General features: G+C 70.9%; 26 protein-coding genes. 15 read left to right on the top strand and 11 right to left on the bottom strand.

Annotation, left to right across the window (positions count from 1 at the left end; all coding sequences use genetic code 11):
• Positions 1 to 90: 90 nt before the first annotated feature.
• Together ACFVDM_RS15055 and ACFVDM_RS15050 are read left to right on the top strand one after the other, a co-directional pair.
• Positions 91 to 1,776 carry an FUSC family protein gene (locus ACFVDM_RS15055; protein WP_383638503.1) on the top strand — a complete coding sequence of 562 codons (1,686 nt, stop codon included), beginning with the start codon at positions 91 to 93 and terminating at the stop codon, positions 1,774 to 1,776.
• Positions 1,773 to 2,279: a MarR family winged helix-turn-helix transcriptional regulator gene (locus ACFVDM_RS15050; RefSeq protein ID WP_383638500.1), complete on the top strand. Its 507-nt coding sequence runs from the start codon at positions 1,773 to 1,775 to the stop codon at positions 2,277 to 2,279. Before ACFVDM_RS15055 ends, ACFVDM_RS15050 begins: the two co-directional genes overlap by 4 nt.
• Here ACFVDM_RS15050 and ACFVDM_RS15045 read toward each other — a convergent pair.
• Complete coding sequence (locus ACFVDM_RS15045; protein ID WP_383638497.1) at positions 2,227 to 3,066, bottom strand: IclR family transcriptional regulator; 840 nt, start codon at positions 3,064 to 3,066, stop codon at positions 2,227 to 2,229. The two genes, ACFVDM_RS15050 and ACFVDM_RS15045, sit on opposite strands and share 53 nt — an antisense overlap.
• Positions 3,067 to 3,540: 474 nt before the next feature.
• Here ACFVDM_RS15045 and ACFVDM_RS15040 point away from each other — a divergent pair, with 474 nt between their 5' ends.
• From ACFVDM_RS15040 to ACFVDM_RS15015, 6 genes are all read left to right on the top strand, one after another.
• On the top strand, positions 3,541 to 5,160 hold the full coding sequence (locus ACFVDM_RS15040; RefSeq protein WP_383638494.1) for a sensor histidine kinase: 1,620 nt from the start codon (positions 3,541 to 3,543) through the stop codon (positions 5,158 to 5,160).
• Positions 5,157 to 5,564, top strand: coding sequence for a roadblock/LC7 domain-containing protein (locus ACFVDM_RS15035; RefSeq protein ID WP_383638490.1), 408 nt, complete (start codon positions 5,157 to 5,159; stop codon positions 5,562 to 5,564). Before ACFVDM_RS15040 ends, ACFVDM_RS15035 begins: the two co-directional genes overlap by 4 nt.
• Complete coding sequence (locus tag ACFVDM_RS15030; protein WP_383638487.1) at positions 5,561 to 5,932, top strand: DUF742 domain-containing protein; 372 nt, start codon at positions 5,561 to 5,563, stop codon at positions 5,930 to 5,932. Before ACFVDM_RS15035 ends, ACFVDM_RS15030 begins: the two co-directional genes overlap by 4 nt.
• The gene (locus ACFVDM_RS15025; protein WP_383638484.1) at positions 5,913 to 6,527 is read left to right on the top strand and encodes an ATP/GTP-binding protein; all 615 of its coding nucleotides are present in this window, start codon (positions 5,913 to 5,915) and stop codon (positions 6,525 to 6,527) included. Before ACFVDM_RS15030 ends, ACFVDM_RS15025 begins: the two co-directional genes overlap by 20 nt.
• Positions 6,528 to 6,604: 77 nt before the next feature.
• Complete coding sequence (locus tag ACFVDM_RS15020; protein ID WP_383638481.1) at positions 6,605 to 8,170, top strand: cytochrome P450; 1,566 nt, start codon at positions 6,605 to 6,607, stop codon at positions 8,168 to 8,170.
• A 103-nt stretch (positions 8,171 to 8,273) separates the two neighbouring features.
• Positions 8,274 to 9,620, top strand: a complete 1,347-nt coding sequence (locus ACFVDM_RS15015; protein WP_383638478.1) for a 6-phospho-beta-glucosidase — start codon at positions 8,274 to 8,276, stop codon at positions 9,618 to 9,620.
• Between the two features lie 9 nt (positions 9,621 to 9,629).
• On the opposite strand, the gene ACFVDM_RS15010 is transcribed toward ACFVDM_RS15015, so the two are convergent.
• Both ACFVDM_RS15010 and ACFVDM_RS15005 read right to left on the bottom strand, forming a co-directional pair.
• Entirely contained in the window at positions 9,630 to 10,070 is a 441-nt protein-coding gene (locus ACFVDM_RS15010) for a hypothetical protein (RefSeq protein WP_383638475.1), read from the bottom strand.
• Entirely contained in the window at positions 10,064 to 10,522 is a 459-nt protein-coding gene (locus ACFVDM_RS15005; RefSeq protein WP_383638472.1) for an ATP-binding protein, read from the bottom strand. The genes ACFVDM_RS15010 and ACFVDM_RS15005 overlap by 7 nt, the downstream gene beginning before the upstream one ends.
• 205 nt (positions 10,523 to 10,727) lie before the next feature.
• On the opposite strand from ACFVDM_RS15005, the gene ACFVDM_RS15000 reads away from it, so the two are divergent.
• From ACFVDM_RS15000 to ACFVDM_RS14985, 4 genes are all read left to right on the top strand, one after another.
• Positions 10,728 to 11,588 (top strand): helix-turn-helix domain-containing protein, encoded by an 861-nt coding sequence (locus ACFVDM_RS15000; RefSeq protein WP_383638470.1) that lies wholly within the window; start codon positions 10,728 to 10,730, stop codon positions 11,586 to 11,588.
• Complete coding sequence (locus ACFVDM_RS14995; RefSeq protein WP_383638467.1) at positions 11,589 to 11,825, top strand: DUF397 domain-containing protein; 237 nt, start codon at positions 11,589 to 11,591, stop codon at positions 11,823 to 11,825.
• A gap of 71 nt (positions 11,826 to 11,896) precedes the next feature.
• Complete coding sequence (locus ACFVDM_RS14990) at positions 11,897 to 12,703, top strand: SAM-dependent methyltransferase (RefSeq protein WP_383638463.1); 807 nt, start codon at positions 11,897 to 11,899, stop codon at positions 12,701 to 12,703.
• Between the two features lie 46 nt (positions 12,704 to 12,749).
• Complete coding sequence (locus tag ACFVDM_RS14985; protein WP_383638460.1) at positions 12,750 to 13,190, top strand: YchJ family protein; 441 nt, start codon at positions 12,750 to 12,752, stop codon at positions 13,188 to 13,190.
• A gap of 31 nt (positions 13,191 to 13,221) precedes the next feature.
• Here ACFVDM_RS14985 and ACFVDM_RS14980 read toward each other — a convergent pair whose 3' ends face one another.
• From ACFVDM_RS14980 to ACFVDM_RS14950, 7 genes are all read right to left on the bottom strand, one after another.
• A complete protein-coding gene (locus tag ACFVDM_RS14980; RefSeq protein ID WP_383638457.1) occupies positions 13,222 to 15,297 on the bottom strand; it encodes an MDR family MFS transporter in 2,076 nt (691 codons plus the stop codon).
• Positions 15,298 to 15,352: 55 nt separating this feature from the next.
• The gene (locus ACFVDM_RS14975; protein ID WP_383638454.1) at positions 15,353 to 16,180 is read right to left on the bottom strand and encodes a hypothetical protein; all 828 of its coding nucleotides are present in this window, start codon (positions 16,178 to 16,180) and stop codon (positions 15,353 to 15,355) included.
• A gap of 83 nt (positions 16,181 to 16,263) precedes the next feature.
• Positions 16,264 to 16,776 carry a hypothetical protein gene (locus ACFVDM_RS14970; RefSeq protein ID WP_383638451.1) on the bottom strand — a complete coding sequence of 171 codons (513 nt, stop codon included), beginning with the start codon at positions 16,774 to 16,776 and terminating at the stop codon, positions 16,264 to 16,266.
• 153 nt (positions 16,777 to 16,929) lie between these two features.
• On the bottom strand, positions 16,930 to 18,144 hold the full coding sequence (locus ACFVDM_RS14965; protein WP_383638448.1) for an acyl-CoA dehydrogenase family protein: 1,215 nt from the start codon (positions 18,142 to 18,144) through the stop codon (positions 16,930 to 16,932).
• 4 nt (positions 18,145 to 18,148) lie between these two features.
• A complete protein-coding gene (locus ACFVDM_RS14960; protein WP_383638445.1) occupies positions 18,149 to 18,622 on the bottom strand; it encodes an SCP2 sterol-binding domain-containing protein in 474 nt (157 codons plus the stop codon).
• A 105-nt stretch (positions 18,623 to 18,727) separates the two neighbouring features.
• On the bottom strand, positions 18,728 to 18,991 hold the full coding sequence (locus ACFVDM_RS14955; protein ID WP_383638442.1) for a hypothetical protein: 264 nt from the start codon (positions 18,989 to 18,991) through the stop codon (positions 18,728 to 18,730).
• A 214-nt stretch (positions 18,992 to 19,205) separates the two neighbouring features.
• Complete coding sequence (locus ACFVDM_RS14950) at positions 19,206 to 20,420, bottom strand: helix-turn-helix domain-containing protein (RefSeq protein ID WP_383638439.1); 1,215 nt, start codon at positions 20,418 to 20,420, stop codon at positions 19,206 to 19,208.
• Positions 20,421 to 21,184: 764 nt separating this feature from the next.
• Here ACFVDM_RS14950 and ACFVDM_RS14945 point away from each other — a divergent pair.
• From ACFVDM_RS14945 to ACFVDM_RS14935, 3 genes are all read left to right on the top strand, one after another.
• Entirely contained in the window at positions 21,185 to 21,790 is a 606-nt protein-coding gene (locus ACFVDM_RS14945) for a hypothetical protein (protein WP_383638436.1), read from the top strand.
• A 117-nt stretch (positions 21,791 to 21,907) separates the two neighbouring features.
• Positions 21,908 to 22,525, top strand: a complete 618-nt coding sequence (locus ACFVDM_RS14940; RefSeq protein ID WP_383638433.1) for a hypothetical protein — start codon at positions 21,908 to 21,910, stop codon at positions 22,523 to 22,525.
• Positions 22,526 to 22,586: 61 nt separating this feature from the next.
• On the top strand, positions 22,587 to 24,089 hold the full coding sequence (locus tag ACFVDM_RS14935; RefSeq protein ID WP_383638430.1) for a DUF6801 domain-containing protein: 1,503 nt from the start codon (positions 22,587 to 22,589) through the stop codon (positions 24,087 to 24,089).
• A gap of 77 nt (positions 24,090 to 24,166) precedes the next feature.
• Here ACFVDM_RS14935 and ACFVDM_RS14930 read toward each other — a convergent pair whose 3' ends face one another.
• Positions 24,167 to 25,102, bottom strand: coding sequence for a hypothetical protein (locus tag ACFVDM_RS14930; RefSeq protein WP_383638427.1), 936 nt, complete (start codon positions 25,100 to 25,102; stop codon positions 24,167 to 24,169).
• Positions 25,103 to 25,827: the final 725 nt, after the last annotated feature.

Raw genomic sequence — 25,827 nt, 5'->3', positions numbered from 1 at the left:
AGCCGGGATGCGGGCGGTCGTGTGTGCGGGGAGCACCGGGGCACCTCCACCCAGATGTTTTACAGGTGTAATACCTGTTAAGGTGTATGGGTGAGTGATACATCTACCCGGTCCCGGCAGCCCTCCGTCCGACGCGTCCCGCTGGTGGCGCCGCTGCGCCTGGCCCGCCCCTCGGACATGTGGTTCAAGCCCGCGACCAGCGTGGTGGTCGCCACCGCCGTCCCCAACCTGGTGCTCTACTCCCTGGACCGCCTCGACCTCGTGATGTACACGATGGCGGGCTCGCTCTGCGCGCTGTACGGGCACAACCTGCCCTACGCGCGCCGCGCCCGGACGGTCGTCGGCGTCGTCCTCGGCATGATCGCCGGGCTGGCCGTCTCCCTCGTCACCGCCTCGCTGACCGGGTCGACCGCCGTGCTGATCGCGGTCGGCGCGCTCCTCGCCGCCGGGCAGAAACTGCTCTGCGACGCCACCCGCGTCGGCCCGCCCGGACCCGTGATCTTCACCTTCGTCAGCTCCGCCGCGCTGTTCGCCCCACAGCGCCTCGGCCAGGTCCCCGCCCACCTCGCCCTCACCCTCGCCGCGGGCGCCGTCTCCTGGCTGGTGACCGTCGCCCCCGCCCTGGCCCGCCGGGAAGGGCCCGAGCGCCGCGCCACCGCCCGCGCCCTGAACGCCGCCGCCGCGTACGCCGAGGCCCCCGGCCACCGCACCCGCCGCGCCGCCGTCCTCGCCGTGCACGCCGCCTGGCAGACCCTCCTCGCGGCCGGCCGGCCCACCCCGGTCCGCCGCGCCCTGGAGCGCCTCGTCGTCCACGCCGAGACCGGCCTGTTCGACGGCGACCGCACCGCGGACCGGGGCGCCGCCGACGCGGCGCGCCTGCGCGACTGGGCCCGGCGCACCCGTGCCCGCGGCCCCGTCCCCACCCCCGAACCGGCCCCCCGCACCGCCCAGGAACTCTTCGGCCTCGACGCCGAACGCGCCGCCCGCGCAGGCTCCCCGCGCGCCCTGCTCCGCCGCCTCGCGCCCGGCTCCCCGCTCCTGCCGGTCGCCGCCCGCACCCTCATCGGCTGCGCCCTGGCCGGATACATCTGCTCGGCCGTCGGGGTCGGCCGCCCCTACTGGGCCATCGTGACCGCCGCCTCCCTCTACCAGGCCAACCTCACACTGTCCTGGAACCGCACGCTCCAGCGCACCCTCGGCAATCTGATCGGCGTCCTCGTCTTCGCCGCGGTGCTCCCGCTCACCCGCCTCGACCCGCTGGTCCTGATCGCCTTCTGCCTCTTCTTCAGCTTCGCCGCCGAGGCCCTGATCACCCGCAACTACTGGCTCGGCTCCATCGCCGTCACCCCGATGGCGCTCCTCGTCCTGGAGTACGCCGGAAGCCACCCGGCCGGTGAACTCATCGGCGACCGGGTCCTGGACACCGTGATCGGCGCCGCCGTCGGCTTCCTCGCCGCGGCCCTGGTCACCAACCGGCGCGCCGGCGGACGCGTCGAACAGGCCCTGGCCGCCACCGAGCGCGCCCGCGCCCACGCCGTCCGCACCCTCGCCGAGCCCACCGCCGGACCCGCCGCGCTGGACGCCGCCCGCCGCCGGCTCACCGGCTCCCTCGTCGAACTGCGCGAGGCGGACGACACCGCCTCCGGCGAATGGTGGCAGCGCGCCCTGCCCGGGGAAGCGGTGCTCGCCGCCGAGCGGGCCGGACACCGTACGCTCGCGGCTACAGCGAACCGGCACGGGTCCACGGCCCCGGCCCAGGAGAACGGAGCGATGTGACCGACGACATCGTCGCCTCGGTGGTACGGCAGTGGCAGGCCGTCAATCCGGAACTCGACACCGGCCCGATGGAGCTCATCGGCCGCATCAACCGCTGTTCCGCCCTGCTCCAGCAGGCCGAGGACGCACCGCTGCGCGAGGCCGGTCTGACCCGCGCCGAATTCGACCTGCTCGGCGCCGTACGGCGGACCGACCGCGCGCTGACCCCCGGGGAACTGGCCCGGGAGACCTTCTCCTCGGGCGCCGCCGTCACCAAACGGCTGCGGGTCCTCCAGGAGCGCGGTCTGGTCGACCGCCGGGGCGACGCCCGCGACCGCCGGGTCGCCCATGTCCACCTCACCGAGGAGGGGCGCGCCCTGGTCGACGGACTGCTGCCCCGGCAGCTCGCCTACGAACGCGCGGTGCTGGCCGGGCTGGACGCCGGGACCCGTGAGCGGCTCAGCGCCCAGCTCAGCGAACTGCTGGTCCAGCTGGAGGGCCGTATCGGCGGCGCCCGCCGCTGAGCCCCGGGGCCGGTACCTCCTCGGCCCCGTCCGGCCCCGGCCCCTCCGCCGCGCGGGACCGCCGCAGTTGCTCGGCCCGGCGGGCCAGTTCGCCGTCGCCGCCCCGGTGCGCCGGAGCGCACGCCGTCAGTGCCAGCCGGTCGCGCCAGGCGGCGCCGGTCAGCGGGACGGCGACCGCGTACACGCCGTCGACCGCCTCGCCCCGGCCGAAGGCGTGGCCCCGTTCCCGCACCTCGGCGAGTTCGTCGAGCAGCGCCGACCGCGAGGTGAGGGTGCGGGGCGTCACCGCCTCCAGCCGTTCCGACGGATACAGGGCGCAGATCTGTTCGACGGTCATCCGGGAGAGCAGGAGTTTTCCGCCCGCCGTGGCGTGCGCCGGGCGCGTACCGCCGGGCTCGGGCGCCACCCGTACGGGATGGCCGGACTCCCGGGCATCGGTGACCACGATCCGGTCGCCGAGCAGGGCGACGCTCTGCACGGTCTCGCCGGTCCGCCGCACCGCGTCGTCGAGCACGGCGCCGGCCCGCTCCCGCACGGCCGGGTCGAAGCCGGCCGGACGGCCCAGCCGCACCAGCTCCGGACCGGGGCGGTAGCCCCGCGCCGAGGCGTCGCGGACCACGAAGTCCCGTCCCTCCAGCGTGCTCAGCACCCGGTGCGCGGTGGAGCGGCCGACGGCCAGGAGCCCGGCCGCCTCCGTCACGGTCAGTGCGTCGTGCGTGAGGAACAGACGCATCATCCGGAGCCCGGTGTCCAGCGATTCGATCGTGTAGTCCCGTGCCCGACCCATGAGATATGTGTTCCCCTTCCCGTCCCGGACGCCCCCTGCCACCCCTGCGGTGGACAGGATTCTGTTCCTTTCGATCCGCTTCGATCACATGTGCGCTCGTCCCGTGCTGCGGGACGGCAGCGGTCGCACGGGCGTCGGATACATGCCGTATCACCGTACTCCCCAAGCGAGTTGACCATCCCATGTCCCGCTCAGCGGAACTCTCCCGGGTGATTTCTCCACATCACCGTTCCCCGTCACTCCCCGCGCACGCGCGTTGGCGGTCCGTGCAAAAACTCGTGAGTGTATTACCGCGCGCTGCCTCGCGCAGGGGGTTGGGTGAATGTGCCGAAGCACTGTTTCGATCTGACTAAGCTCACGCGCAGTGAAGTCGAGTTGGCACGAAAGTCGAGTGCTTGTTCCCTATGCGTCTGCACGCACCGTATGCCGCCGTACTTCATGTTTTCTTCCCGAATCAACCGCCAGAGGTTCTAGATGGCTCGTGTTGAATCACCGCCGACCGACGGGGGAACACCCGTCGTCCGTGCCCTGTTGCTGCCCGTGGTCACGGTGGCCGGAGCAACCGCCGCCGCCATGGCGCTGGTTGCCGGGCCCGCCCGCATACCGGTCGCCGTGTGCGGTGCCGTCACCGCCGCCGTGGTCGCCGTGCTCAGCTACCGGCTCGCCCGCCGGGCACGGACCATCCGTCGGCAGCGCGCCCACTACGAACAGCGCGTCACCGCGCTGGAGCGGCGCATCGCCACCCACGACGAAGAGACCGTGCGCATCAGCAAGGAGCTGCTGCCGTCCGCGATCCACCGGCTGCGCGTGGGCAACTCGCCGGACGAGGTGCTGCGCGACGTCGTGGACGGCGACCCGGTCTACCGCCATCTCCCGGACGCCCAGCGCTCGCTCGTCTACACGGTGCTGGACATCATCGACAACGAGGAGGCCACGCGTGACTCCGCGCAGCGCGCCTTCGTCAACGTCGCCCGCCGCGTCCAGGCGATCGTCCACCGCCAGGCCAGTGAACTGCGGGAGATGGAGGAGCACCACGGGCGCAACCCCGACGTCTTCGACGACCTGCTCCGCATCGACCACGGCACCGCGCTGATCGGCCGGCTCGCCGACTCCATCGCCGTCCTCGGCGGTGCCCGGCCCAGCCGCCAGTGGCCCAAGCCCGTCCCGCTGTTCAGCGTGCTGCGCGGCGCGATGTCGCGCATCCTGGAGTACCCGCGCGTCGATCTGCACTCGATCGCCAAGGTCGCCATCATCGGCACCGCGGTCGAACCGCTCATCCACGCCTGCGCCGAACTCCTCGACAACGCGACGCGCTACTCGCCCCCGCAGACCCGCGTCCACGTCACCGCGGTCGAGGTCCAGACCGGCATCGCCATCGAGATCGAGGACGGCGGCGTCAGCCTCAGCGAGGAGGCCCGCGCCCGCGCCGAGAACATGCTCGCCCGCGCCCAGGCCGGCTCCAGCATGAACGACCTCGGCGAGTCCCCGCGCCTCGGCATGGCCGTCGTCGGCCGGCTGGCGCGCATGTACGACCTCCAGGTCTCGCTGCGCCAGTCCGCGTACGGCGGTGTCCGCGCGGTGCTCATCGTGCCCCGCTCCATGATCACCACCGGCCCTGCGCCCGGCATCGCCCACGGCATCGGTGCCACCTCGCGGCCCACCAGCGACATCGACCTCGCGGACATCAAGCACGTCGTCCCGGCCCGCAGCACCCACCGCAAGCCGCGTCCCGCCGTCACCCGGCCCGCCACCGGACCGGTCGCGTCCGACCCCCGCCCCGCAGCCCCGGCCACCCCGGCCGTCGCCATGGAGGACGACGTGCCCGTCGTCACGGAGTGGACCGCCGGCGGCCTGCCGCAGCGCCGCAGCCGCGGCCGCGCACCGCTCGGATCGCACAACCTCCCCGCCCAGGCCACGGACTCCGGCGCCGGACGCACCAACGGCCACGGACGGAGCAACGGCCAGGACGGCGCCAAGGAGCCGCCGCCCGGAATCTGGCTGGAGGCGTTCACCAAGGCCGCCAACGGAGTGCCCCAGGAGCCCAAGGCGGACGAAGACTCTGACGATGCGTGGGACAAGGGAGACCTGAAGTGATCCAGCAGCGGGGCAACATGGACTGGATGCTCAAGGAGCTCGCCGACGACGTCCCGGACGTCCACCAGATCGTGGTCCTCTCCGCGGACGGGCTGCGCATCGCCCAGCACGGCGGCGACCCCGACGTCGCCGACCGGCTGGCGGCGGCCTGCGCCGGGCTGCAGAGCCTGGCCGCCGCCGTCGCCTCGGAGATCCCGTACAGCGACGGCCGGATGCGGCTCGTCGTCATCGAGGTCACCGGCGGCTTCTTCTATCTGATGGCCGCCGGGGCCGGGGCGTACCTCGCGGTGCTCGCCGGGGAGACGGTCGACGCCGGGCTCGTCGGCGCGCGGATGCGCGACATGGTCGTCCGCATCGGCGGCCATCTCACGAGCCCGCCCCGGCACGACGGGCAGACCGGATGAGCGCTCCCCGACGAGAGCGCCGCAAGGCCGACCCGGCACTGAGCGATCCGGAACGGCTGTACGTCATCACCGGCGATCCCGACGGCAGCGAGCGGGCCGCGCTCGACCTGGTCACGATGGTGGTGGCCAAGGCGCAGCCGAGCCCGACGGTCCAGCCCGAACAGGCCGTGATCCTGCGGCTCTGCCAGGCCCCGTTATCCGTCGCGGAGATCTCCGCCTACCTCGGTCTGCCCTTCAGCGTGGTGACCTCGCTCCTCACCGAACTCCTCGCCACGGAACTGATCGAATCGCGCGCGCCGATCGTCCGCGCGACCCTCCCGGACAGGTCCCTCCTCGAAGCGGTGATGCATGGACTTCAGAAACTCTGACACGATCACGGGCCCCCGCAGCGAGGACGTCCTGCCCACCACGGCCACCGCCGCGGTGAAGGTCGTGATCGTCGGAGGGTTCGGGGTCGGCAAGACGACCATGGTCGGCTCGGTCAGCGAGATCCGGCCGCTCACCACCGAGGAGACGATGACCCAGGCCGGGGTCGGCGTCGACGACAACTACGGGGTGGAGACCAAGACCGCCACCACTGTCGCCATGGACTTCGGCCGGATCAGCATCAGCGAGGAACTGATCCTCTATCTGTTCGGCACCCCCGGACAGGAGAGGTTCTGGTTCCTCTGGAACGGGCTCTTCGAGGGCGCGCTCGGCGCCGTCGTCCTCGTCGACACCCGTCGGCTCGAAGTCAGTTTCGACGTCATCGGACGGCTGGAGGAGCGCGGCGTCCCGTTCGTCGTCGCGATCAACACCTTCCCCGGCGCTCCGAAGCACCCCGTGGAGGCGCTGCGCGCCGCACTCGACCTGCCGGACGAGGTTCCGATGGTCGACTGCGACGCCCGGCTGCGCACCTCCAGCCGCGATGTGCTGATGACCCTGATGCGTTATCTGCACAGCCTGGCCGTCCCCCTCGGCTGATCCCAGCCCCCGGTGCGCGTGCCCCCACCGCGCACCCCCATCCGTTCTGACCCGGCAGTCCCATCCCTGGAGCGATTGTGACAACCCCCTTCCACTACGAGCCCGGCGAGGCCTCGGGCCCCTTGCCGCCCCCCGGGTGCCCGGCCCACGACATGGGCGTCGGCCCCGGCGGACTGCGCCGGTTCTACGGCCCGGAGGCCGAGCGCGACCCGCACGGTCTGTACGACAAGCTGCGCGCCGAGCACGGACCGGTCGCCCCCGTCCTCCTCCACGGCGACGTGCCGGCCTGGCTGGTCCTCGGGCACAGCGAGAACCTGCATGTCACCCGGACGCCCTCGCAGTTCTCCCGCGACTCCCGCCGCTGGCGGGCGCTGCAGGACGGCAGCGTGGCCCCGGACCACCCGCTGGCGCCGATCTTCACCTGGCAGCCGATCTGCGTCTTCGCCGACGGCGCCACCCACGAGCGTCAGCGCGGTGCCGTCACCGACTCCATGAACCGGATCGACACCCGCGGCGTACGCCGCCACATCAACCGGTACAGCAACCGCCTCGTCAACGACTTCTGCCGGAAGGGCCGCACCGACCTGGTCGCGGACTTCGCCGAGCGGCTGCCGATGATGGTGATGTGCGCGATCCTCGGCATGCCCGAGGAGTACGACGACCGCATGGTGCAGGCCGCCCGCGACATGACCCGGGGCACCGCCACCGCCGTCCAGAGCAACGCCTATGTGCTGGCCGCGCTCAACCGCCTCGTCGAACGCCGCCGGCGTGAACCCGCCGACGACTTCGCCACCTGGCTCGTCGAGCACCCGGCCGCCATGACCGACCAGGAGGTCGCGGAGCATCTGCGGCTCATCCTGATCGCCTCCTACGAGGCCACCGCCAACCTGATCGCCAACGTGCTGCGCATGGTCCTCACCGACCCCCGGTTCCGGGCCCGGCTCAGCGGCGGCCACATGACGGTCCCCGAGGCCGTGGAGCAGACGCTCTGGGACGAACCGCCGTTCACCGCCGTCTTCGGCCGCTGGGCCGTCGGCGACACCGAACTGGGCGGCCAGCGCATCAAGGCGGGCGACGCCCTGATCGTCGGCATCGCCCCGGCCAACACCGACCCGGTCGTCCGACCCGACCTCGACGCCAACATGGACGGCAACCGCGCCCATCTGGCCTTCAGCGGCGGCCCCCACGAGTGCCCCGGGCAGGACATCGGGCGGGCCATCGCGGACGTGGGGATCGAGGCCCTGCTGATGCGCCTGCCCGACCTCGAACTCGCCGTCGACGAGCGCGAGCTGCGCTGGGTCGGCAACATCATGAGCCGTCATCTCATGGAGCTCCCGGCCGAGTTCGGCGCGCGCGCCCCGCAGGACGACCGGGAACCGCCCTCCATGGGCAAGCCGTCCCAGTCCGTCCGCCAGGACTGGGAGGTGCAGTCCGCGGTGCGCCATCAGCCGCCGACCCCGGGCCGTGCCACGCCCGTCCCCGACCCGGCCGAGGCCGGCGCGGTCACCGCCCCCGCCGGTGTCACCGTCACCGCCGACGGTTCCGCCGACGGCTCCGCCACCGGCCTGATCCCGCAGCAGCGCAGGCCCGGCGCCCCGGCGCGGCTCTGGCGCGTCGTCACCCGCTGGTGGACCGGCTCCTGACCGGTTCCGCCGAACGGGCCCGGGGAGGGCGGGCCGAGAACCCGCCGCCCCGGGCCCGTCGCGTCACCTCTCGTCCCGCCCGTCCCACGTACCATGCGGAAGCGTGAAGCTCACCATTCTGGGCGGCGGCGGATTCCGGGTTCCCCTGGTGTACGGGGCGCTGCTCGCCGACCATGCCGAGGGCCGGGTCACGGCCGTCACCCTCTACGACACGGACGCCGGCCGGCTGGCCGCCGTGGCCCGGGTCCTCGCCGAACAGGCCGAGGGCATCGCGGACGCGCCCGCTCTCGTCGCCACCACCGATCTCGACGAGGCGCTGCGCGGGGCCGACTTCGTCTTCTCCGCGATCCGGGTCGGCGGTCTGGCGGGCCGGGCGGCCGACGAACGGGTCGCGCTGGACCTGGGTGTGCTGGGCCAGGAGACGGTCGGCGCGGGCGGCATCGCCTACGGGCTGCGCACCGTGCCCGTCGCGGTCGAACTGGCCCGCAGGATCGCCCTGCTGGCCCCGGAGGCCTGGGTCATCAACTTCACCAACCCCGCGGGCCTGGTCACCGAGGCGATGTCCCGGCATCTGGGCGACCGCGTCATCGGGATCTGCGACTCGCCCGTGGGCCTCGGCCGGCGCATCGCGCTCGCCCTGGGCGCCGATCCGGCCCGCGCCCGGATCGACTACATCGGCCTCAACCATCTGGGCTGGGTGCGCGGACTGCACGTCGAGGGGCGGGATCTGCTGCCCCGGCTGCTGGCCGACCCGGAGTTGCTCGGCACCTTCGAGGAGGGCCGGCTCTTCGGCGCCGACTGGCTGCGCTCCCTGGGCGCGGTCCCCAACGAGTACCTGCACTACTACTACTTCAACCGCGAGGCGGTCCGTGCCTACCAGGAGGCGGAGCGGACCCGGGGCGCCTTCCTGCGCGACCAGCAGGAGGGCTTCTACGGTCTGATGAAGGACCCGGCCACCCCCGCCCTGGCGACCTGGGACCGCACCCGTGCCGAGCGCGACGCCACGTACATGGCGGAGAACCGGGACGCGGCCGGGGCCGGTGAGCGCGACGACAGCGGGATGGACTCCGGGGGCTACGAGCAGGTCGCGCTCGCCCTCATGCGGGCCGTCGCCCGGGACGAGCGGACCTCGCTGATCCTCAACGTCCGCAACCGCACCACCCTCGCCGCCCTGGACGCGGACGCGGTGATCGAGGCGCCGTGCCTGGTCGACGCGAACGGCGCCCACCCGCTGGCCGCCGACCCGCTCCCGTACCACGCCGTCGGGCTGGTCACGGCGGTGAAGGGGGTGGAACGGGCGGTGCTCGACGCGGCGGAGAGCGGTTCCCGGGCCGACGCGGTCAAGGCCTTCGCCCTGCACCCGCTGGTCGACTCGGTCTCGGTCGCCCGCCGGCTGGTGGACGGCTACACCGAGGCACACCCCGCGCTCGCCTATCTGCGCGGGCGGTAACCGGAACGCTCAGGGCGTCGGGACGACCCGGCGCCCGCCCGAGGGGGTCCAGGACGGTGCCACCCCGGTCACCTGGCAGACCATCAGGTACAGCGGGATGGGCGGGGTGTAGGGCGTCCGGCTGTCGGGCTGGTGGATCAGCCGGGGACGCACCGCGGGGACGCAGGCGCCCCGGGCGTACGCGGTCTGCGCGGGCCAGTCGAGGTCCTGGTCGGATCCGGCCGGGACGATCCACCACCACTGGTCCGCGTCGGCGAAGACACAGCCGGTGCGCGGCAGATGGGACATCAGCCGGAAGCCGTAGCGCGCGGGCACCCCGACCGCGTCGCAGCCCAGGCTGGCCGAGAGGGTGTCCGGAACCGGCAGCCGGACCCTGCCGGGGCCCGACGGGCCCCCGGTCTTCTGGGTGCGCCGGGTGCCGAGCAGATGGGACATGGCGTTCTTCAGCATGAGTGCTCCGAGCCGTGCGGCAGTTCCGCCCAGACGATGCGGCCCGAGCCGCCCCGGGCGTCGCGGGACCCCCAGGCGCTGCACAGCGCGTCCACGAGCAGCAGACCGCGTCCGTGCTCGTCGTCGCCGCCCGCGGACAACCGCGGGCCGCCGGGCTGGTGTCCTTGGTCCTGTACGGCGATGCGCAGCCCCCGGTGGAGGCGGTGCAGCTCGCACACGACGCGATCGCTCGCGGTGTGCACCACCGCGTTGGTGACCAGCTCGGACACGATGAGGACTGCGGCCTCGTGCGTGTCGCCGTCCAGCCGCCAGGCGTCCAGCCGGGCGCGGGTCAGACGTCGGGCACCGGCGACCGACTCGGGGTGCGCGGGCAGCGCGAAGCAGTACCGGAGCGCTTCGGTCCCGGGGCTGAGGTCCATGAGCCGGGGGATGAGCGCACTGCCAGGTGCCACGACCGATTCCTCACAGTGGGGGCTGTGTCACGCTTCGCGATCTTCCTGAAAAGGGCGGGGCATGACGAGTGAACTGGTTCACTCCCCAACTCTCCCCCTGTCGTGAACACTTGGCAAGGGGCACTCTGAAAATTCCAGAGTGGCTGTGTTCTTGGTGGCGGGCGCATGGCACACTGCTGCCAAACAGCGCATGGGGAGGTCTGAAGTGAGCGAACCGCGGTCCGCCCCGACCGTGGGCCAGGTCGTTCTCGGAAAGCGCCTGCAGGAACTGCGGGTCCGCGCCGGCCTGAGCCGCGACCAGGCCGCCAAGGTGCTGCGCGTCGCCCCCGCGACGGTCCGCAGGATGGAGACCGCCGAGGTCGCGCTCAGGATCCCCTACGTCCAGGCGCTGCTGAGGGCCTACGGGATCTCCGAGGACGAGACCGACGCCTTCGTCGACCTCGCCGAGGAGGCCAACAAGCCCGGCTGGTGGCAGCGTTACCACGATGTGCTGCCCGACTGGTTCAGCATGTACGTCAGCCTGGAGGGCGCCGCCAGCCTGCTGCGCATGTACGAGCCGCACTTCGTCCCCGGACTGCTCCAGACCGAGGACTACGCGCGTTCCGTCATGCGCACCGGGGCGGTCGGCCAGACCAGGCCCGAGGACATCGAACGCCATGTGGCGCTGCGCATGCAGCGGCAGTCCCTGCTCACCCGGCCGGACGCCCCCAGGCTCTGGGTCGTGATGGACGAGACGGTGCTGCGCCGCCCCGTGGGCAGCCCGCAGGCCATGCGCGCCCAGGCCGACAAGCTGCTCGAAGCCACCGAGCTGCCTCATGTGACGCTCCAGATCGCGGAGTTCTCCACCGGGCACCACCCCGGTACCTACGGCCCGTTCGTACTGTTCCGGTTCGCCGTCCCGGAACTGCCGGACATGGTCTACAGCGAGTACCTGACCGGGGCGGTCTACTTCGACGCCCGCCCCGAGGTGGCCTCGTACCTGGAGGTCATGGACCGCATGGCGGCCCAGGCCGCGACTGCACAACGCACGAAGGAAATCCTCCGGGACTTCCGCAAGGAGCTGTGAATGACACCCATATACAACGGCATGCCGGCCGCCGACCTCGGCGACGAGGGCTGGTACAAGCCGTGGAGCGGTGGCAACGGCGGCAACTGCGTCGAGGCGATGAAGCTCTCCGACGGACGGATCGCGATGCGCCAGTCCGCCGACCCCGACGGACCCGCCCTCATCTACTCCCACCGTGAGATCGCCGCCTTTATCCAGGGAGCCAAGGCCGGACAGGCCGACTTCCTCCTGACCTGACGGGCGGTGCGCGCACGGTTCGCGCGTTCTCCACCCAGCCGTACGCCGACCACCGATCCAAGGAGCGCGCCATGACCGGGCACGAGCCCCCCGTCGAGATCGACACCAGCAAGCCGCATCCCGCGCGGATGTACGACTGGTTCCTCGGCGGCAAGGACAACTACCCGGTCGACGAGCAGATGGCCCGGCAGTTGCTCGCCCTGGACTCCCGGGGCCGCGACATGGCCCGGGTCAACCGGGCGTTCATGCACCGGGCCACCCGCTGGCTCGCCGAGGACGGCATCCGCCAGTTCCTCGACATCGGCACCGGCATACCGACCGAACCCAACCTCCACCAGATCGCCCAGCGCACCGCGCCGGAATCCCGCGTCGTCTACTGCGACAACGACCCGATCGTCCTGGCCCACGCGGCGGCCCTGCTGCGCTCCACCCCCGAGGGCGCCACCGAGTACATCCAGGCCGACGCGCGCGAGCCCGGCACGATCCTGGAGGCGGCCGGCCGGGTCCTCGACTTCGACCGGCCGATCGCCCTGTCGATGCTGGCCCTGCTGCACTTCATCGACGACGAGGACGGCGCCGCGGAGCTGGTCGGCCGGCTGGTCGACCAGCTCGCCCCCGGCAGCTACCTCGTCCTGTCGCAGACCACCGGCGACTTCGACCCGGCGGGCGCGGCCCAGGCGGTCGAGCTGTACCGGGCGCGCGGGATGGCGCTGCGCCCGCGCAGCCGGGCCGAGTTCTCCGCGTTCTTCGAGGGCCTCGACCTGGTCGAGCCCGGGGTCTCGCTCTCCGCCGACTGGCACCCGGAGCTGGGCGAGGTCGTCGAGGTGCCGGGCGACGAGCCGATCCCGGGGTACGCGGGCGTGGCCCGCAAGCGCTGACCGGCCCGGCGGCGGGGGAGCGGCCCGTACCGGGGACAATGGACGCATGTCCCGACGCACCGCACGCCCCCGCAGGCCCGCAGCCCCTCCCGCTCCCCGGATCACGGCCGCCTCACCGTGCCCCTGCGGGCTGCCGTCCTCGTACGCGGAGTGCTGCGGACGGTTCCACGCGGGCGCGCCCGCGCCCACCTGCGAGGCGCTGATGCGCTCCCGCTACTGCGCCTTCGTCGTCCGCGACACCGGATATCTGCTGCGCACCTGGCATCCGGACCACCGCCCGGCCGTCCTCGACCTGGACCCGGAGCAGCGCTGGGAGGGGCTGGAGATCCTGGAGACGACGCAGGGCACCGCCTTCCACACCACCGGGACCGTCACGTTCCGGGCGCGGTTCACGGCCGGCGGGCAGGCGGACGCGCTGTACGAGAAGAGCCGCTTCGTGCGGTACGAGGGCGCCTGGGTCTACGAGACGGCCGTCTTCGCCGGCTGAGACCGGGGCCGGGAGCGGTCCCGTCCGCCCGTCAGGCGGGCGCCCCGGCCGGGGTGACCGGGGCCAGTTCCTGCGCCAGGTCCTCCGCCAGCAGCCGCTTGGCGATCACATCGACGGCGGCCCGCAGCCGGTCGTGGTCGGGGCGGCCGATGTCGTCGTCGCCGAGCTGGTCGTTGAGCCAGGACGCCCAGGCGTCCGTGATCGTCGCGGCCTCCCGGCGGCCCGCCTCGGTGTGGGTGAACAGATGGCCGTCCCCGGTCAGATACCCCTCCTCGATCATCCGGTCGAAGACCGGGACCAGGACCTCCGGCGGGATCCGGTGCCGGGTGGCGATCAGCCGCAGCCCGGCATGGCCGACCATCCGGGTGAACAGCTCCACCTGCATGACCGCCCAGGCCCCCGCCATGTCGAGCCGGGTGTCGGAGGAGGCGACGATCCGGCGCGCGGTGTCCGGGTCCACCCGGCGCAGCACCTTCGCCACGGAGAACTCCAGCAGCCGGGCGGAGTCGCCCGCGCTGGGGGATGCGAAGCCCTCGCCCATGTCCGTGGAGCCGGCCCGGACCGTGTCCCGCAGCTTCACCTCCTTGAGGAAGAGCGCCACCAGGAAGCCGATCAGCGCGACCGGCACCGTCCACAGGAACACGGTGTGCAGGGTGTCGGCGTAGGCCTGGGCCAGCGGCGCGGACTGCGCGTCGGGCAGGTTGTGCAGCCCCTCCGGGCTCTGCGAGGCCTTCGCCAGGACCGCCGGGTCGCCGCCCGCCCGTACCGCCTCGGCGATGCCGTCCCTGAGGTGCGGGCCGAGCGCGTTGGCGTAGATCGTGCCGAACACGGCGGTGCCGAAGGAGCTGCCGAGCGTACGGAAGAAGGTCACGCCCGAGGTCGCGGTGCCCAGGTCCGCGTAGTCGACCGTGTTCTGCACGGCGATCGTCAGCACCTGCATGGACAGGCCGATGCCGAGGCCCAGCACCAGCATGTACAGCGACTCCAGCCAGACCCCGCTGTCCGGGCCCATCCGGGAGAGCAGGAACAGGCCGAGCGCCATGACCAGGGAGCCGACGATGGGGAAGACCCGGTAGCGGCCGGTCTTGCTGACCACGTTGCCGCTGAAGATGGAGGCGGCCAGCAGACCGACGACCATCGGCAGCGTCCGGACGCCCGAGAGCGTCGCCGAGTCGCCGTCCACGTACTGGAGGTACGTCGGCAGGAAGATCATCGCGCCGAGCATCGCGAAGCCCACGATGAAGCTGAGGATCGAGCACACCGTGAAGACCGGATTGCGGAAGAGCCGCATCGGCAGCATCGGTTCCTTCGCCCGGAACTCCACCAGGCAGAAGGCGGCCAGGGCGGCCAGGCCGAGGACGAACAGGCCGATGATGACGCCGGAGCCCCAGGCGTACTCGTTGCCGCCCCAGCTCGTCGCCAGGATCAGCGCGCTCGCCCCGACGGTGACCATGGCGATGCCCAGGTAGTCGATGACGGGGCGGCCCGCAGCCTTCACCGCCGGGATGGTGCGGGCGGCGGCGATGACCACCAGGATGGCGATCGGCACATTGACGTAGAACGCCCAGCGCCAGCTCAGATGGTCGGTGAACAGCCCGCCGAGCAGCGGTCCGACGACCGTGGACACACCGAAGACCGCGCCGATCGCGCCCTGGTACTTGCCCCGGTCGCGCAGCGGGATGACATCGGCGATCAGCGCCATCGAGGTGACCATGAGCCCGCCCGCCCCGATGCCCTGGAGACCGCGCCAGACGATCAGCAGCGTCATGTTGGTCGCGAGACCGCAGAGGAACGAACCGGTGATGAAGATGACCGCGGAGAGCTGGAAGATGACCTTCCGGCCGAACATGTCGCCGAACTTGCCGACCAGGACCGTCGCGACCGTCTCCGCCAGCAGATACGCGGTCACCACCCACGACATATGGGCGGCGCCGCCCAGGTCCGAGACGATCGTCGGCAGCGCGGTGCCCACGATCGTCTGGTCCAGGGCGGCCAGCAGGATGCCCAGCACGATCGTGGCGAAGACGATGTTGCGACGGCGCGGATCGAGCACGGGCGGCGCGGCGGCACTCCGCGCGGCGGGGGCGGTCTCGCTGGCAGTGGTCACCCTTGCACCTTCACACCGCCCCCTGTCACCCGCATGCGGGAGGCGACCGGACGTGTCAGCCCAGCAGTTCCCTCAGCGAGACCGTCATCCGGGCCGCGAACGCCTCCCGCGTCTCCGGTGCCACCCGGTCCAGCGAGAGGTACGGATTCAGGTCCTCCAGCTCGACGAGCAGCAGCTCGCCGGAGGCGGTGCGGCAGGCGTCGACCCGCTGGATGCCGTGGTCGAGGGTGTTCCACTCGATGAACGCGCGGGCGAAGTCCAGGTCGGCGGGGCTCGCCTCGTACGGCTCCAGCACCCACCGCCGGTCCGGGTGCGGCGCGTGCAGCGCGTACTGGAAGTCGTGGTCGACGAAGTAGAAGGACACCTCGTAGCGGAAGTCGATCCGGGGTTGGACCAGCAGCGTGCCGTCCGTGCCGGGCTCCAGTACGGGGGTGTCCGTGAAGCGCAGCCCGACGGAGTCCGCGCCCAGCTTCGGCTTGACCACATAGCCCGCGGCCTCCGGCAGCAGCCCCAGGTCCGCCGCCCGGTCCACGGTCGGTATCACCGGGTACCCGGCCCGGCTCAGATCCACCAGGTACTGCTTGCCCGCCATGTCGCCCCGCCCGGTCAGCGGGTTGTAGACCCGGGTGCCGCGCTCCAGGGCGCGTGCCCGGAAGGCGTCGTACGCCTCCTGGTAGTGCAGCACCGGACCGCTGTTGCGGACGACGACGCCGTCGAAGCCGTCCATCAGGGCCGCCGCGTCGCGCGGATGGCACAGCGCGAGGTCGACGTCCTCCCGCAGCCGCGCGGTGAGCGCGATGTCCTCGTCGCAGTAGCGGCGCCCGCGCGCCTCGTAGGCGAGGTCGGTGACGAACAGGACGGACGGGCGCGGACCGGCGGGCATGGCTCTCCAGGGGTTCGGCGGCGGGGGCGGTCGAGGTCCCGGCATTGTCCCGCCCGGCCCGCCGCCGGTTCGCGCAGGGGTGGTCATTCGATGAGGGCGCAGACGTCGTCCACGGACCCGTGGTGCATGCGCAGGGTGCGGTAGCCGTCGGCGGCGATGTCCAGCGTGTACACCCCGTCCACCCGGTACTCCCCGCGCGGCAGGTTGCCCTGGTGCGCGCCGACGCCGAGGAGGACGGGCCCGACCGCGTGCCAGCGCTGCGAGCCGTCGGTGCGGTGGTCGACGAGCGCGCTGCCCCCGGCGTCCACGTCGGTGTACGCGCCGGTACGGGTGTTGGTGACCCGGATGAGCAGGGCCCCCTTGTAGGCGATCTCGGACGGGGAACCGTCGGGGTGGGTGGCGAGCACCTTCTGGACGACCTCGTCCACGAGCGGTTCGCCGTGAACGGGGGCGTCGCAGCGGGTGCCGGCCGGTGCGTCGAAGGGGGCCGTCGGCGCGGGCTCCCACCCGGCCGGGGCCGGGGCTGCCGAGGCGGGGGCGGCGGTGAGGAGCGAGGCGGCGAGCGCCAGGGCGGTCAGGACGGTGGTCCGGAGCATGCGGTCTCCCGGTGGCGGGGGCACCCGGACGGGCCGTGTGGCCGGTGGCCCCCGTGCACCGGCCGCCCGCTCACCGCACGAGCATGCACCCGCGCGGGGCGCGCGGTCCGGGAGACGCGCGAGGACGGCGTCCGTACGGGTGCGCCGCCCCGGTCAGCGGATGTGGCGTCCCGAGATCGCCCGCGCGATGACCAGGCGCTGGATCTCGCTGGTCCCCTCGAAGATCGTGTAGATCTTGGCGTCCCGGTACATCCGCTCCACCGGGTGCTCCCTGCTGTATCCCGCGCCGCCCAGGATCTGGACGGCCTTCTCCGTGGCGGCCACCGCGAGTTCGCCCGCGCGGAGCTTGGACATGGAGCCCTGTCCGGCGTCGAAGGTCCGGTCGTTGCGGGCCATCCACGCGGCCTGCCAGATCAGCAGCCGTACGGCCTCGATCTCGGTCCGCAGATCGGCCAGGGCGAAGGCGATCGACTGGTTCTCGATGATCGGCCGGCCGAACGCCTCGCGGGTCCCGGCGTACTCCAGCGCGTATTCGTACGCGGCGCGGGCGATGCCCAGCGCCTGGGCGCCGACGGTGGGGCGGCTGACCTCGAAGGTCGCCATCGCGGCCTGCCCCTTGGCGGTGGAGCCCTCGCGGGCGCGGGCGAACCGGGCGTCCAGCTTCTCCTTGCCGCCGAGCAGGCAGTGCCCGGGGACCCGTACGTCGTCGAGGAAGAGGTCCGCCGTGTGCGAGGCGCGCAGCCCCAGCTTCTTGACGGTGCGGCCCGCTTCGAGGCCCTTGGTGCCGGGCGGCACGATGAACGCGGCCTGCCCGCGCGCGCCGAGCGCCGGATCGACCGAGGCGACGACCACATGGACCTCGGCGATCCCGCCGTTGGTGATCCACGCCTTCTGGCCGTTGAGCACCCATTCGTCCTTGGCCTCGTCGTAGCGGGCCCGGGTGGCCATGGCGGAGACGTCGGAGCCGGCCTGCGGTTCGGAGACGCAGAACGCGGCGACCTTGGGGTCGTCCGCGTCGCCGTAGCACTGCGGCACCCACTCGGCGAGCTGGTCGGGGGTCCCGGAGGCGAAGATCCCGGCGACGGCGAGCGAGGTGCCGAACAGGGCCATGCCGATGCCGGCGTCGCCCCAGAACAGCTCCTCGTTGGCTATCTGGAGGGAGAGCCCCGAGGGGTCGCCGTACATGTCGGCCAGCGACTCGAAGCCGTAGAGCCCGATCCGGGCGGCCTCCCGGATGACCGGCCAGGGCGTCTCCTCGCGGGCGTCCCATTCGGCGGCGGCCGGGCGCACCACCTCGGCGGCGAAGCCGTGCACCCAGTCGCGCAGGTCCTGCTGCTCCTCGGTGAGGGCGAGGGAGAAGTAGCTCATCGGCTCACGCCTTCGGGATGTCGAAGTAGCGGGTGAGGCCCGAGGCCAGGCCGACATCGCCGGCCACCTTCAGCTTGCGCATCATGAACATGGTGATGGGGTTGCCGTTGCCCGAGACCAGCTTCAGGAACTCGGTGTCCGCCATGATCAGCGTCGTACGCGGCTCGGCGTCCGAGCGGCCCTCGCTGACGGTGCAGCGGCCGTCCGCGATCGCGGTCTCGTAGACCACGTCGCTGTCACCGGTGATCTTCCAGCGGATGAGCGCCGTGAGCGTGCCGGCTGCCTCGGGGCGGAACTGCTGCTTCATCCGGGCGAAGACCTCGCCGAGCACCCGGGTGCGCAGCTCGCCGTGCATGACCTCGCCGAGCTGCTTGGCGGACAGTCCCTTCACGATCCGCGCGAACTCCGGCGGGGAGACGGCCGCGAAGTCGAGGGCGGCCAGTTCGTCGGTGAGGTTGCCGCTGCTGTTGTCGGCCACGCCAGTTCCTTACTCCGGAGTAAACTTACTTTTGAGTAAGGTAAGGGCAGGGCGCCGCCTCCGCAAGGCGACGGGGTTCGCCGGGTGAGGGAGAGTGCGAGGGGGCTACCAGGCGTCGCCCGGCCGCACCATCAGCCGCGGGTCGTGCGCGGCCAGCACCTTGTTGGCGCGGGCCAGCTCGGCGAGGGCCTGCTCCCGGTCGGCCTGGTCCTCGATGCCGAGCCGCGGGCCGCGGAACCGGCGGACCTCGCGCGCCGCGCACTCCGCGTCGAACTCCGCCTCCAGGATCCGGGCCGGCACACAGGAGCCGATCAGTGCGGCGACGCTGTCCGGGATCGGGACGGGGACGAGCAGATGTGAGGCGGTCATGGGGGGTTCCCTCTCGATGGTGGCCAGAAGGTCGGGCGCCGGGCCGCCGGGTGGGCGGCCGACTCCTCTCCATATAACGGGACGCAGTTCCGTGTTTCTCGTTGAGAACGTCTCCGTGTGGCAACCGTTTGGGAATGACCGGCTATTTCCCCTTACCAGCAAGTAGGTTGACTTCGCGTGAGCTGTTCGTCGGATCGAGGCCGCGTCGCGCTGTTCAGATGGGTGCGTCGTTGCTGCGGGCGCGCAGCTGCATGGCGCGGAGCACGGTCTCCGTCGAGAACCGCGCCTCCGGATCGACCAGTTGATCGCCGAAGATCGATTCCAGATTGCGCATCCGGTAGCGGACGGTCTGGGGGTGGACGTCGAGCAGCTCGCCCATCTGGGCCGCGGTGCCGCGGGTGTCGAGCCAGATCCGCAGCGTTTCGATGAGCCGTTCGCGCCGGTTGACGCTGATGTTCGCCATCGGGGCGAGTTCGCGGCGTGCGAGCTGGTCGAGCAGGACCGGGTCGGAGAGCAGCCACAGGGTGATGAGGTGGTCCTCGCAGAGGATGGCCGGCGCGTCGTCGATGACGCCGGCGTCCACCAGTTCCAGTACCCGCCGGGCCCAGCGGATCGAGTCCGACGCCAGGGAGGCGGGGACCGTCAGGCCGACGGCCGCGCGGACCCCGGGAAGCGCGTGCTCCAGCATGCGTCTTCGCATGTCGTCGAAGGGGCCCGGGATCAGTAAATGCGGCTGCGGATCGGTGAAGTCCACCAGGACGTCCCGGTCGATCGCCAGCCGGTCCAGATCGGGGGACGGCCGCACGGCGACGAGCGTCACCTCGTCCGGCAGCGTCCATCCCGTCTGCTCGCAGAGTTCCGCGATGGCCACCCGGGGCACCGGCCGCCCCGCCAGGATCAGATGCAGCAGCCTGCGCCGCAGGGTGTCCGTGTGGTCGTCGGACGCCGACCTGACCTCCAGATACCCCTCCCGCGACAGCGCCTCCAGCTCGTCCACATAGGAGAACAGCGCGTCCGCGAACGTCAGCATCATCGTGGGGGAGAGGTTGTAGCGCCTGCCGATCTTCTTCGCCCGCCGCAGTGCCACCCGCGCGCCCAGCCGGTACGCCCCCTGCAACTGGTCCATGCTCCGGCCCTCGTAGGCCTCGAACCGGCCGAACCTGCGGCACATCTCGTCGCGCAGCGCGGAGGGCGCGGTCGGCTCGGCCACCTGGTCCACGAAGACCGAGATGCTCTGCTCGACACCGACCCGGATGCCCTGCCCGTACGGGCCGTCGAGGAGTCGCGCGTACTCGGGGTAGGCGCGGGTGACCTCAAGGCCGATCTCCTTGATGAGGCTGGGGAGTTCGGGCCGCACGATGGCGGCGAACTCCTGCGGCAGCGGTCCCAGTGGCTCTCCCAGTTCCGAGGGTTGCGCAACTCCCGGCATACCTCTACCCCTTGCTCTTCGGCGCCCGATGGGGGGTGGGCGGACGGGAGAGCGCTCCCATCCGTCGTCAGGTGCGTAGCGACATCGGCTGTCGAAGATAGTCCACGTCATGTGGCCCTGAACACAGGCAGGACAAGACGAAATGTATGGGGCACGTATCGGCCGGTTTCGGCCAACTGCCCGATCGGTCTCCGCGCTCGGGAACGGCTCGCGAACCACTCGTGCGGTGTTGATCCGGGGGCCCGTATTCCGGTAATGCGGCGGTGGCTCCGGCCGCTGTTCCGGATTCCCCGAACAATGTCGTCCTCGCTCTGCGTCGTGAATTCCACTGCCTACCCGGGCGGAAGTCAAGAGGCCGGCCGGGCGCCGGAGGGCGGGGGTGCGGGTGGTGGCCGAACCCGTACGGCAGGGCTGTGACGTGGGGTGTTGGGCCGGCCTGAGGGGCGTACCGTCATCGGGTGAGCAACCCCCGGCCCCCGTGTCCGGCCGGAAGTACTCACTTCTGGATAAAAATCCGGAGGGCCGTACTCGCCGCGCAGCAAATTTCTCACGGACGGGGCCGATTACGGAGATTCTTTCTGCCTGTGTGTTGCGGAGCGACATTACCCGCCCGTAGCGTCATCGCCGAACGCAAGAGGTCGTGCAGTCCGTCAGGCCGGACTGCCGCATTCCTGTCCTGTGACCCCCGCTCCGGGGGCGCCACTGACCCGGCCGGAAGTGGCCCCCCGGAGCAGGTCACGAACCCCTCGAAGGGAACTGGATCCGTGAACACCCTTGCACGTAGAGCCGCTGTCGTCGCCGCCTCCATCGGAGCGGCGGTCGCCATGACCGTCTCGTCGGCCTCCGCCGGCGTCCTCTCCCCGTGGACGGTGACGCCCTCGGGCGCCTTCACCGCTCACGCGAACGGTCCCACGCTGTCGGTCCCGGCGGCGCTGCTCGTCTGTGACTCGTCCGACGCGTCCGGCACGCTCAAGCCGTCGAGCGCCGATGGTGTCAAGATCGGCACCATCGACGACATCACCTTCACCGACTGCAACGTCGGTGGCATTCCGTTCGACGTGACGATGAACGTGACGCCGTGGTACATCAACGCCATCGCGCCGAACGGGTCGAACGTCGACGGCAGCATCAGCGGCATCTCCGCCCACATCTCGGGTATCGGCTGCACCGCGGACTTCACCGGGACGGTCTACGGGGACTACAACAACAGCGCCGGCACGCTGAACGTCTATGGTCCCACCACGGACCTGGTCGCCTCCAACGCCAGCTGCCTGGGGCTCATCAACGATGGTGACGAGGCCGTGTTCGACGCCTCGTACCTCGTCAAGATGGTCGCGACCGGCACGTCGCCGACCATCACCACGCCGTAAGGCGGCAGGAGCACACGGGTACGGGCCGGCCGCGGAGCCTCTCCGCGGCCAGCCCGGCCTTCTCGTTATGGGCGCCGGCGCGACTGCCATCGTGGCAACTTCCGAGGAGATGCAACCATGGGGACCTTTGTGCGCAGAGTCGTACTTGTTGCAACCGCCGCTGGAGTCGTGGTGGGCATGGCGATGTCTTCGGCTTCGGCCGGAACGGTGTCGTCATGGGCGGTGACTCCGTCCGGGCCCTACACCGCCCACGCGGACTACCCCACGCTGTCGGTTTCGGCTGGGACCTTTGAATGCGCGGCCTCCGATGTGACGGCAGGGTCGTTTCAGTCGGTCAGCCCCGACGGTGCAGAAATCAGCGCCATCGACGCGTTCACTTCGACGGGCTGTGGGGTGGGTGGCATCGATTGGAGCATGACCATGAGCGAAACGCCTTGGAAGATCAATGCTGTTCGGCCGAGTGAGTCCCATGCGAACTGGGTTGACATCACGATCAGCGACTTCTCTGCTCACTTTGGCGGCCTAGCTTGTGACGTGGACGTCAGAGGTCTGCTTCGCGGTCACTACGAGAACGACAGTGGCAAGCTTGTTATTCAGGGAGACATCAGCGATCTGGTCGCATCCAATGCAAGTTGCCTGGGGCTCTTCAACGACGGCGAAGAGGTCGTGTTCGACGCCTCGTATCTCGTGACCATGTCATCGACTGAATCGTGGCCGGTGATCAGTCCCTCGTAGGGCCATCTCCGGCGCCACGCCACTTGACCACTGACCGCATCCCGTGGAGGACACGCCCGATATGCACACCCAGATCCCCATGACCCGTGCGGGGCGTTCCGTCAGGGTCGCCTCCGTCGCCGGCCTCGCCGTGCTGGCCGGCCTCTTGTCCGGCACCGGATCGTCCGCAGACGAAGGCGCGGAGCCGGCCAGTTTCGCATCCGAGTGCGGTGTGAAGGATGCGACCGTGGCTGCCACGATCGACATCTCGGCGGACGTGCCGGCCACCGGTGAGGTCGGGCGGCCGGTGCAGCCGGCGAACGCCACGCTGACGCTCACGCTGGCGCGGGCGGACCTGGACAGTCTGCTGCCCGCACGCACCGATTCGGTGGTGAGTCAGGCCGAGCTCGCCGTGAAGGTGACACAGGGCGGCAAGTCGGCCGAGGCCCGTTGGGCTCTCGCTGCGCCGAGCACTCCTCTGCCTGCCGATGGTGAGGTGCGGCTCGTCCATTCCGGTGAAGTTCCGTACGTCACCTTCGACTCGGCGGGCAAAGTTACCTTTCTCGCAGGGGAGTTGACGGTCGACCTTCTCTCCACTTCGGCCGCGGACGGCGGCACCCCCACGGTCACCACCTTGACGTGCCGTCCCGGGGACGGGCAGGCAGGATCGTTCGCGAACACGCAGGTGGCTGACGTCACCTCTTCCGGGCCCTCCGGCACGCCAGAGCCATCAGCCGGTGCGGAGGACCCGGAGGAGGAGACCGAGCGCGGGATCGCGGTGGAACGCCGGGAGGCACTGGCCGACGACGACAGCAACCCTTGCCCTGTTGACCTGCCCGTAGGTGAGATGGATGCGAGTGAGGCACCCCCGCCGCCGCCGGGAGATCCGGTCAAGGTCTTCGACGTTCCCACGGGTGGGACGTTCGGGTGTGCCTACGCGGTGGGTCTCGCCAATGTGCGCAAGCTGAACGGGGCCATGATCATCAACGATCCCGCACGCAACCCGGCGCTCATCAGCGTACTGGGGGTGAAGCGCACGGCGACTCGCTCACCGACGGCGAAGGGGGGGTACTACCTTCGGATCGACTCCCTCGGAAATCTGAAACTCAGGGACGCCGAGTCGACGTTTCTGACCTTCGGATTCCAGCCGGTGACGGCAAAGGTCTCGTTCGAGAACGGGCCCATCACGATCTCCACGGGCAACATCGGACTCGCTCCGAACCAAATCAAGTTCTCCACCGCCTTCTTTCGGCAGTCCCTGCGCATTCACGATGTCGAAATCAACGGCACCCCCCTCGATGTCGGACCTGACTGTCGGACGTCTAAATCGTTCAAGGTGGTTCTGAACGGTGGCGCCAAGTACACGCACGTATTTGCGGGCGGTTTGCTCGAAGGAGAAGTCGATATCCCTGCCTTCGTTGGATGTGGCACGGCGGGGGAGGACCTGAGTCCGCTGTTCACCGCTTCCCTCTCCGGACCGGGCAACGGCATCTTCATGAACCAGGGCACGACATGTCTCCCGAACACCCCCAATAACGTCTGCCCGCCCACCATGCCGGCCCTGCCCAACGCGAAGAAGCCCTGACCGCCCCCCCTCAGCCACACACCGAAGGGGCCACCCTCCGCAAGGAGAGTGGCCCCATCGCTCTGCGCCGACGGCCCCTACTGCGCCGCCGAGTGCCAGTACTCCGACAGCATCTTGCCCTGGTTCGGCGCGATGATGCGGGGGTTGTTGATCGTCGCCACGTAGGTCTGCGCGTTGTCCAGCGTGACGTTGTTGTTGCCCGAGGCCGACGGCAGGCCCGTCTTCAGGTTGACGGCCCAGTTGAGGGCGCCCAGGAGGCCGCAGCCGTTGGTGCCGGGGACCGCGTACGTCGTGTCGGTCTGGGTGGCGCCCAGGAGGTTGATCCGGCCCAGGGGGCCGGTGGCGTCCGTGGTGCCGTCGCCGGCGAACTTCGTCGTGCTCACGGCCGGCTTGGTGAGGTTCTGCGGACGCAGCAGAATCGGGTCGGAGGAGGAGCCGATGTAGCAGTTGTCACCGAGGATCGGGTTGTCCAGGTGGATGCGCACGGGGAGGGTCACGATCGGTTGCCCGGTGGTCGTGCCCGCCAGGAGCTTGAAGTCGGTCGGGTTGTTGACCGATTCGATGGTCGCCGTCACCCGGTTGAGGCTGACGTCGGTGAGGGTCTTGCAGATGCTGCTGACGACCGGTACGTCGTTGGGGCACATCAGCCCGAGCAGCCCGCCGGGGACGGTGGCCGAGTCCGCGACGAGTGCGCCGCCCTTGGGGGAGACGACGGTCGTTCCGCCGTTCGGGTGGGTGATCACGCCGATCTGCAGATCGCTGGCGCCCACCGGCACGACGGTGTTGCCGAGCTTGATGGAGCCGCTCTCCGAGTGCGAGGCGACACAGGTGGCGCTGTCCACCGCCCCGTCCGCCGCCAGCATCGCCGGGTCGTCGACCGGGCAGCGGCTGAACGGAGCCCAGTTGCCGTTCAGCGTCGTGGCGGCCGTGGCCGAGCCGATCGACGCGACGGCGGCGAGCGCGGTGAAGGAGGCCAGCAGCCCCACACGTACCCGGTTCGAGCCAGTTCTCATGTCTTCCCCTTGTTTGGGATGGGAGGCGGCCGTCGTCGAGGTGCCCGGGTGAGTCCGGAGTACTCGACGGACGGCGGAATTGAGCACGGAACGCAGAAATGCGGAATGCGGGTGCCGGGAGCGCGTCGGACGCGACGGACACGGCCGGTGCGAAATCCCTTTCACCGAGCCGTGAGGTTACTGGCGGGAAACACCGTGACACAATCCCGGCGTATGAGAATCTGGGGGAGGGACCGGCATCTCCTCCGCCGATGAGTACGAGATCCGGCCTTCTTGTCACTTCCTGCGCAGCGCCCCGCGGGTGCCGAGGGCCGTCGCACCGGCCACGTATACGGAATGCCATCCGCCGTTTGTGTATTCGAGCCGGTCCCGAGCGTGTCTCAGTCGCCGGGGCGCGGTTCCGGCGTCCGCCGGCCCGTAGAGGAACTTGTCATCAGGAGACAGGTTTTCCCGGCGCTCTGCTCAACCGGTGCGAAAGAACGGACCGCTTTGCGCTCTCGCGCGAAAACTTGATGACCTGGTATTGCGGGCCAGGTTACCCACCCGTAGCGTCGCCTCCGTCAGCAACGCGTCCGGCGCGCCCGGAGGTTGCTCACCCGTCGGGAGGGATTCCGGACGCATCCCCAGTGTCCGGTTCCCGGATCCAGCAGGGTCTCCCTCTCGGAATCTTCACACCGGCGGAGCTCTTCCTCCGGAACCCCACGGCGCAGGCCCCTCTGGGCCGC

Origin of the sequence: Streptomyces sp. NPDC057682 (assembly GCF_042799575.1) — a bacterium.
Taxonomy (GTDB): domain Bacteria; phylum Actinomycetota; class Actinomycetes; order Streptomycetales; family Streptomycetaceae; genus Streptomyces.
This window is presented reverse-complemented; position numbering and strand designations above follow the sequence as displayed.

Excerpts from the sequence above, each read along its gene's own strand:
- ACFVDM_RS15045 (WP_383638497.1), bottom strand. The coding sequence starts at position 3,066 with ATGGGTCGGGCACGGGACTACACGATCGAATCGCTGGACACCGGGCTC.
- ACFVDM_RS15040 (WP_383638494.1), top strand. The coding sequence starts at position 3,541 with ATGGCTCGTGTTGAATCACCGCCGACCGACGGGGGAACACCCGTCGTC.
- ACFVDM_RS15030 (WP_383638487.1), top strand. The coding sequence starts at position 5,561 with ATGAGCGCTCCCCGACGAGAGCGCCGCAAGGCCGACCCGGCACTGAGC.
- ACFVDM_RS15025 (WP_383638484.1), top strand. The coding sequence starts at position 5,913 with ATGGACTTCAGAAACTCTGACACGATCACGGGCCCCCGCAGCGAGGAC.
- ACFVDM_RS15010 (WP_383638475.1), bottom strand. The coding sequence starts at position 10,070 with ATGCTGAAGAACGCCATGTCCCATCTGCTCGGCACCCGGCGCACCCAG.
- ACFVDM_RS14995 (WP_383638467.1), top strand. The coding sequence starts at position 11,589 with ATGACACCCATATACAACGGCATGCCGGCCGCCGACCTCGGCGACGAG.
- ACFVDM_RS14990 (WP_383638463.1), top strand. The coding sequence starts at position 11,897 with ATGACCGGGCACGAGCCCCCCGTCGAGATCGACACCAGCAAGCCGCAT.
- ACFVDM_RS14985 (WP_383638460.1), top strand. The coding sequence starts at position 12,750 with ATGTCCCGACGCACCGCACGCCCCCGCAGGCCCGCAGCCCCTCCCGCT.
- ACFVDM_RS14975 (WP_383638454.1), bottom strand. The coding sequence starts at position 16,180 with ATGCCCGCCGGTCCGCGCCCGTCCGTCCTGTTCGTCACCGACCTCGCC.
- ACFVDM_RS14970 (WP_383638451.1), bottom strand. The coding sequence starts at position 16,776 with ATGCTCCGGACCACCGTCCTGACCGCCCTGGCGCTCGCCGCCTCGCTC.
- ACFVDM_RS14965 (WP_383638448.1), bottom strand. The coding sequence starts at position 18,144 with ATGAGCTACTTCTCCCTCGCCCTCACCGAGGAGCAGCAGGACCTGCGC.
- ACFVDM_RS14955 (WP_383638442.1), bottom strand. The coding sequence starts at position 18,991 with ATGACCGCCTCACATCTGCTCGTCCCCGTCCCGATCCCGGACAGCGTC.
- ACFVDM_RS14950 (WP_383638439.1), bottom strand. The coding sequence starts at position 20,420 with ATGCCGGGAGTTGCGCAACCCTCGGAACTGGGAGAGCCACTGGGACCG.
- ACFVDM_RS14940 (WP_383638433.1), top strand. The coding sequence starts at position 21,908 with ATGGGGACCTTTGTGCGCAGAGTCGTACTTGTTGCAACCGCCGCTGGA.
- ACFVDM_RS14935 (WP_383638430.1), top strand. The coding sequence starts at position 22,587 with ATGCACACCCAGATCCCCATGACCCGTGCGGGGCGTTCCGTCAGGGTC.
- ACFVDM_RS14930 (WP_383638427.1), bottom strand. The coding sequence starts at position 25,102 with ATGAGAACTGGCTCGAACCGGGTACGTGTGGGGCTGCTGGCCTCCTTC.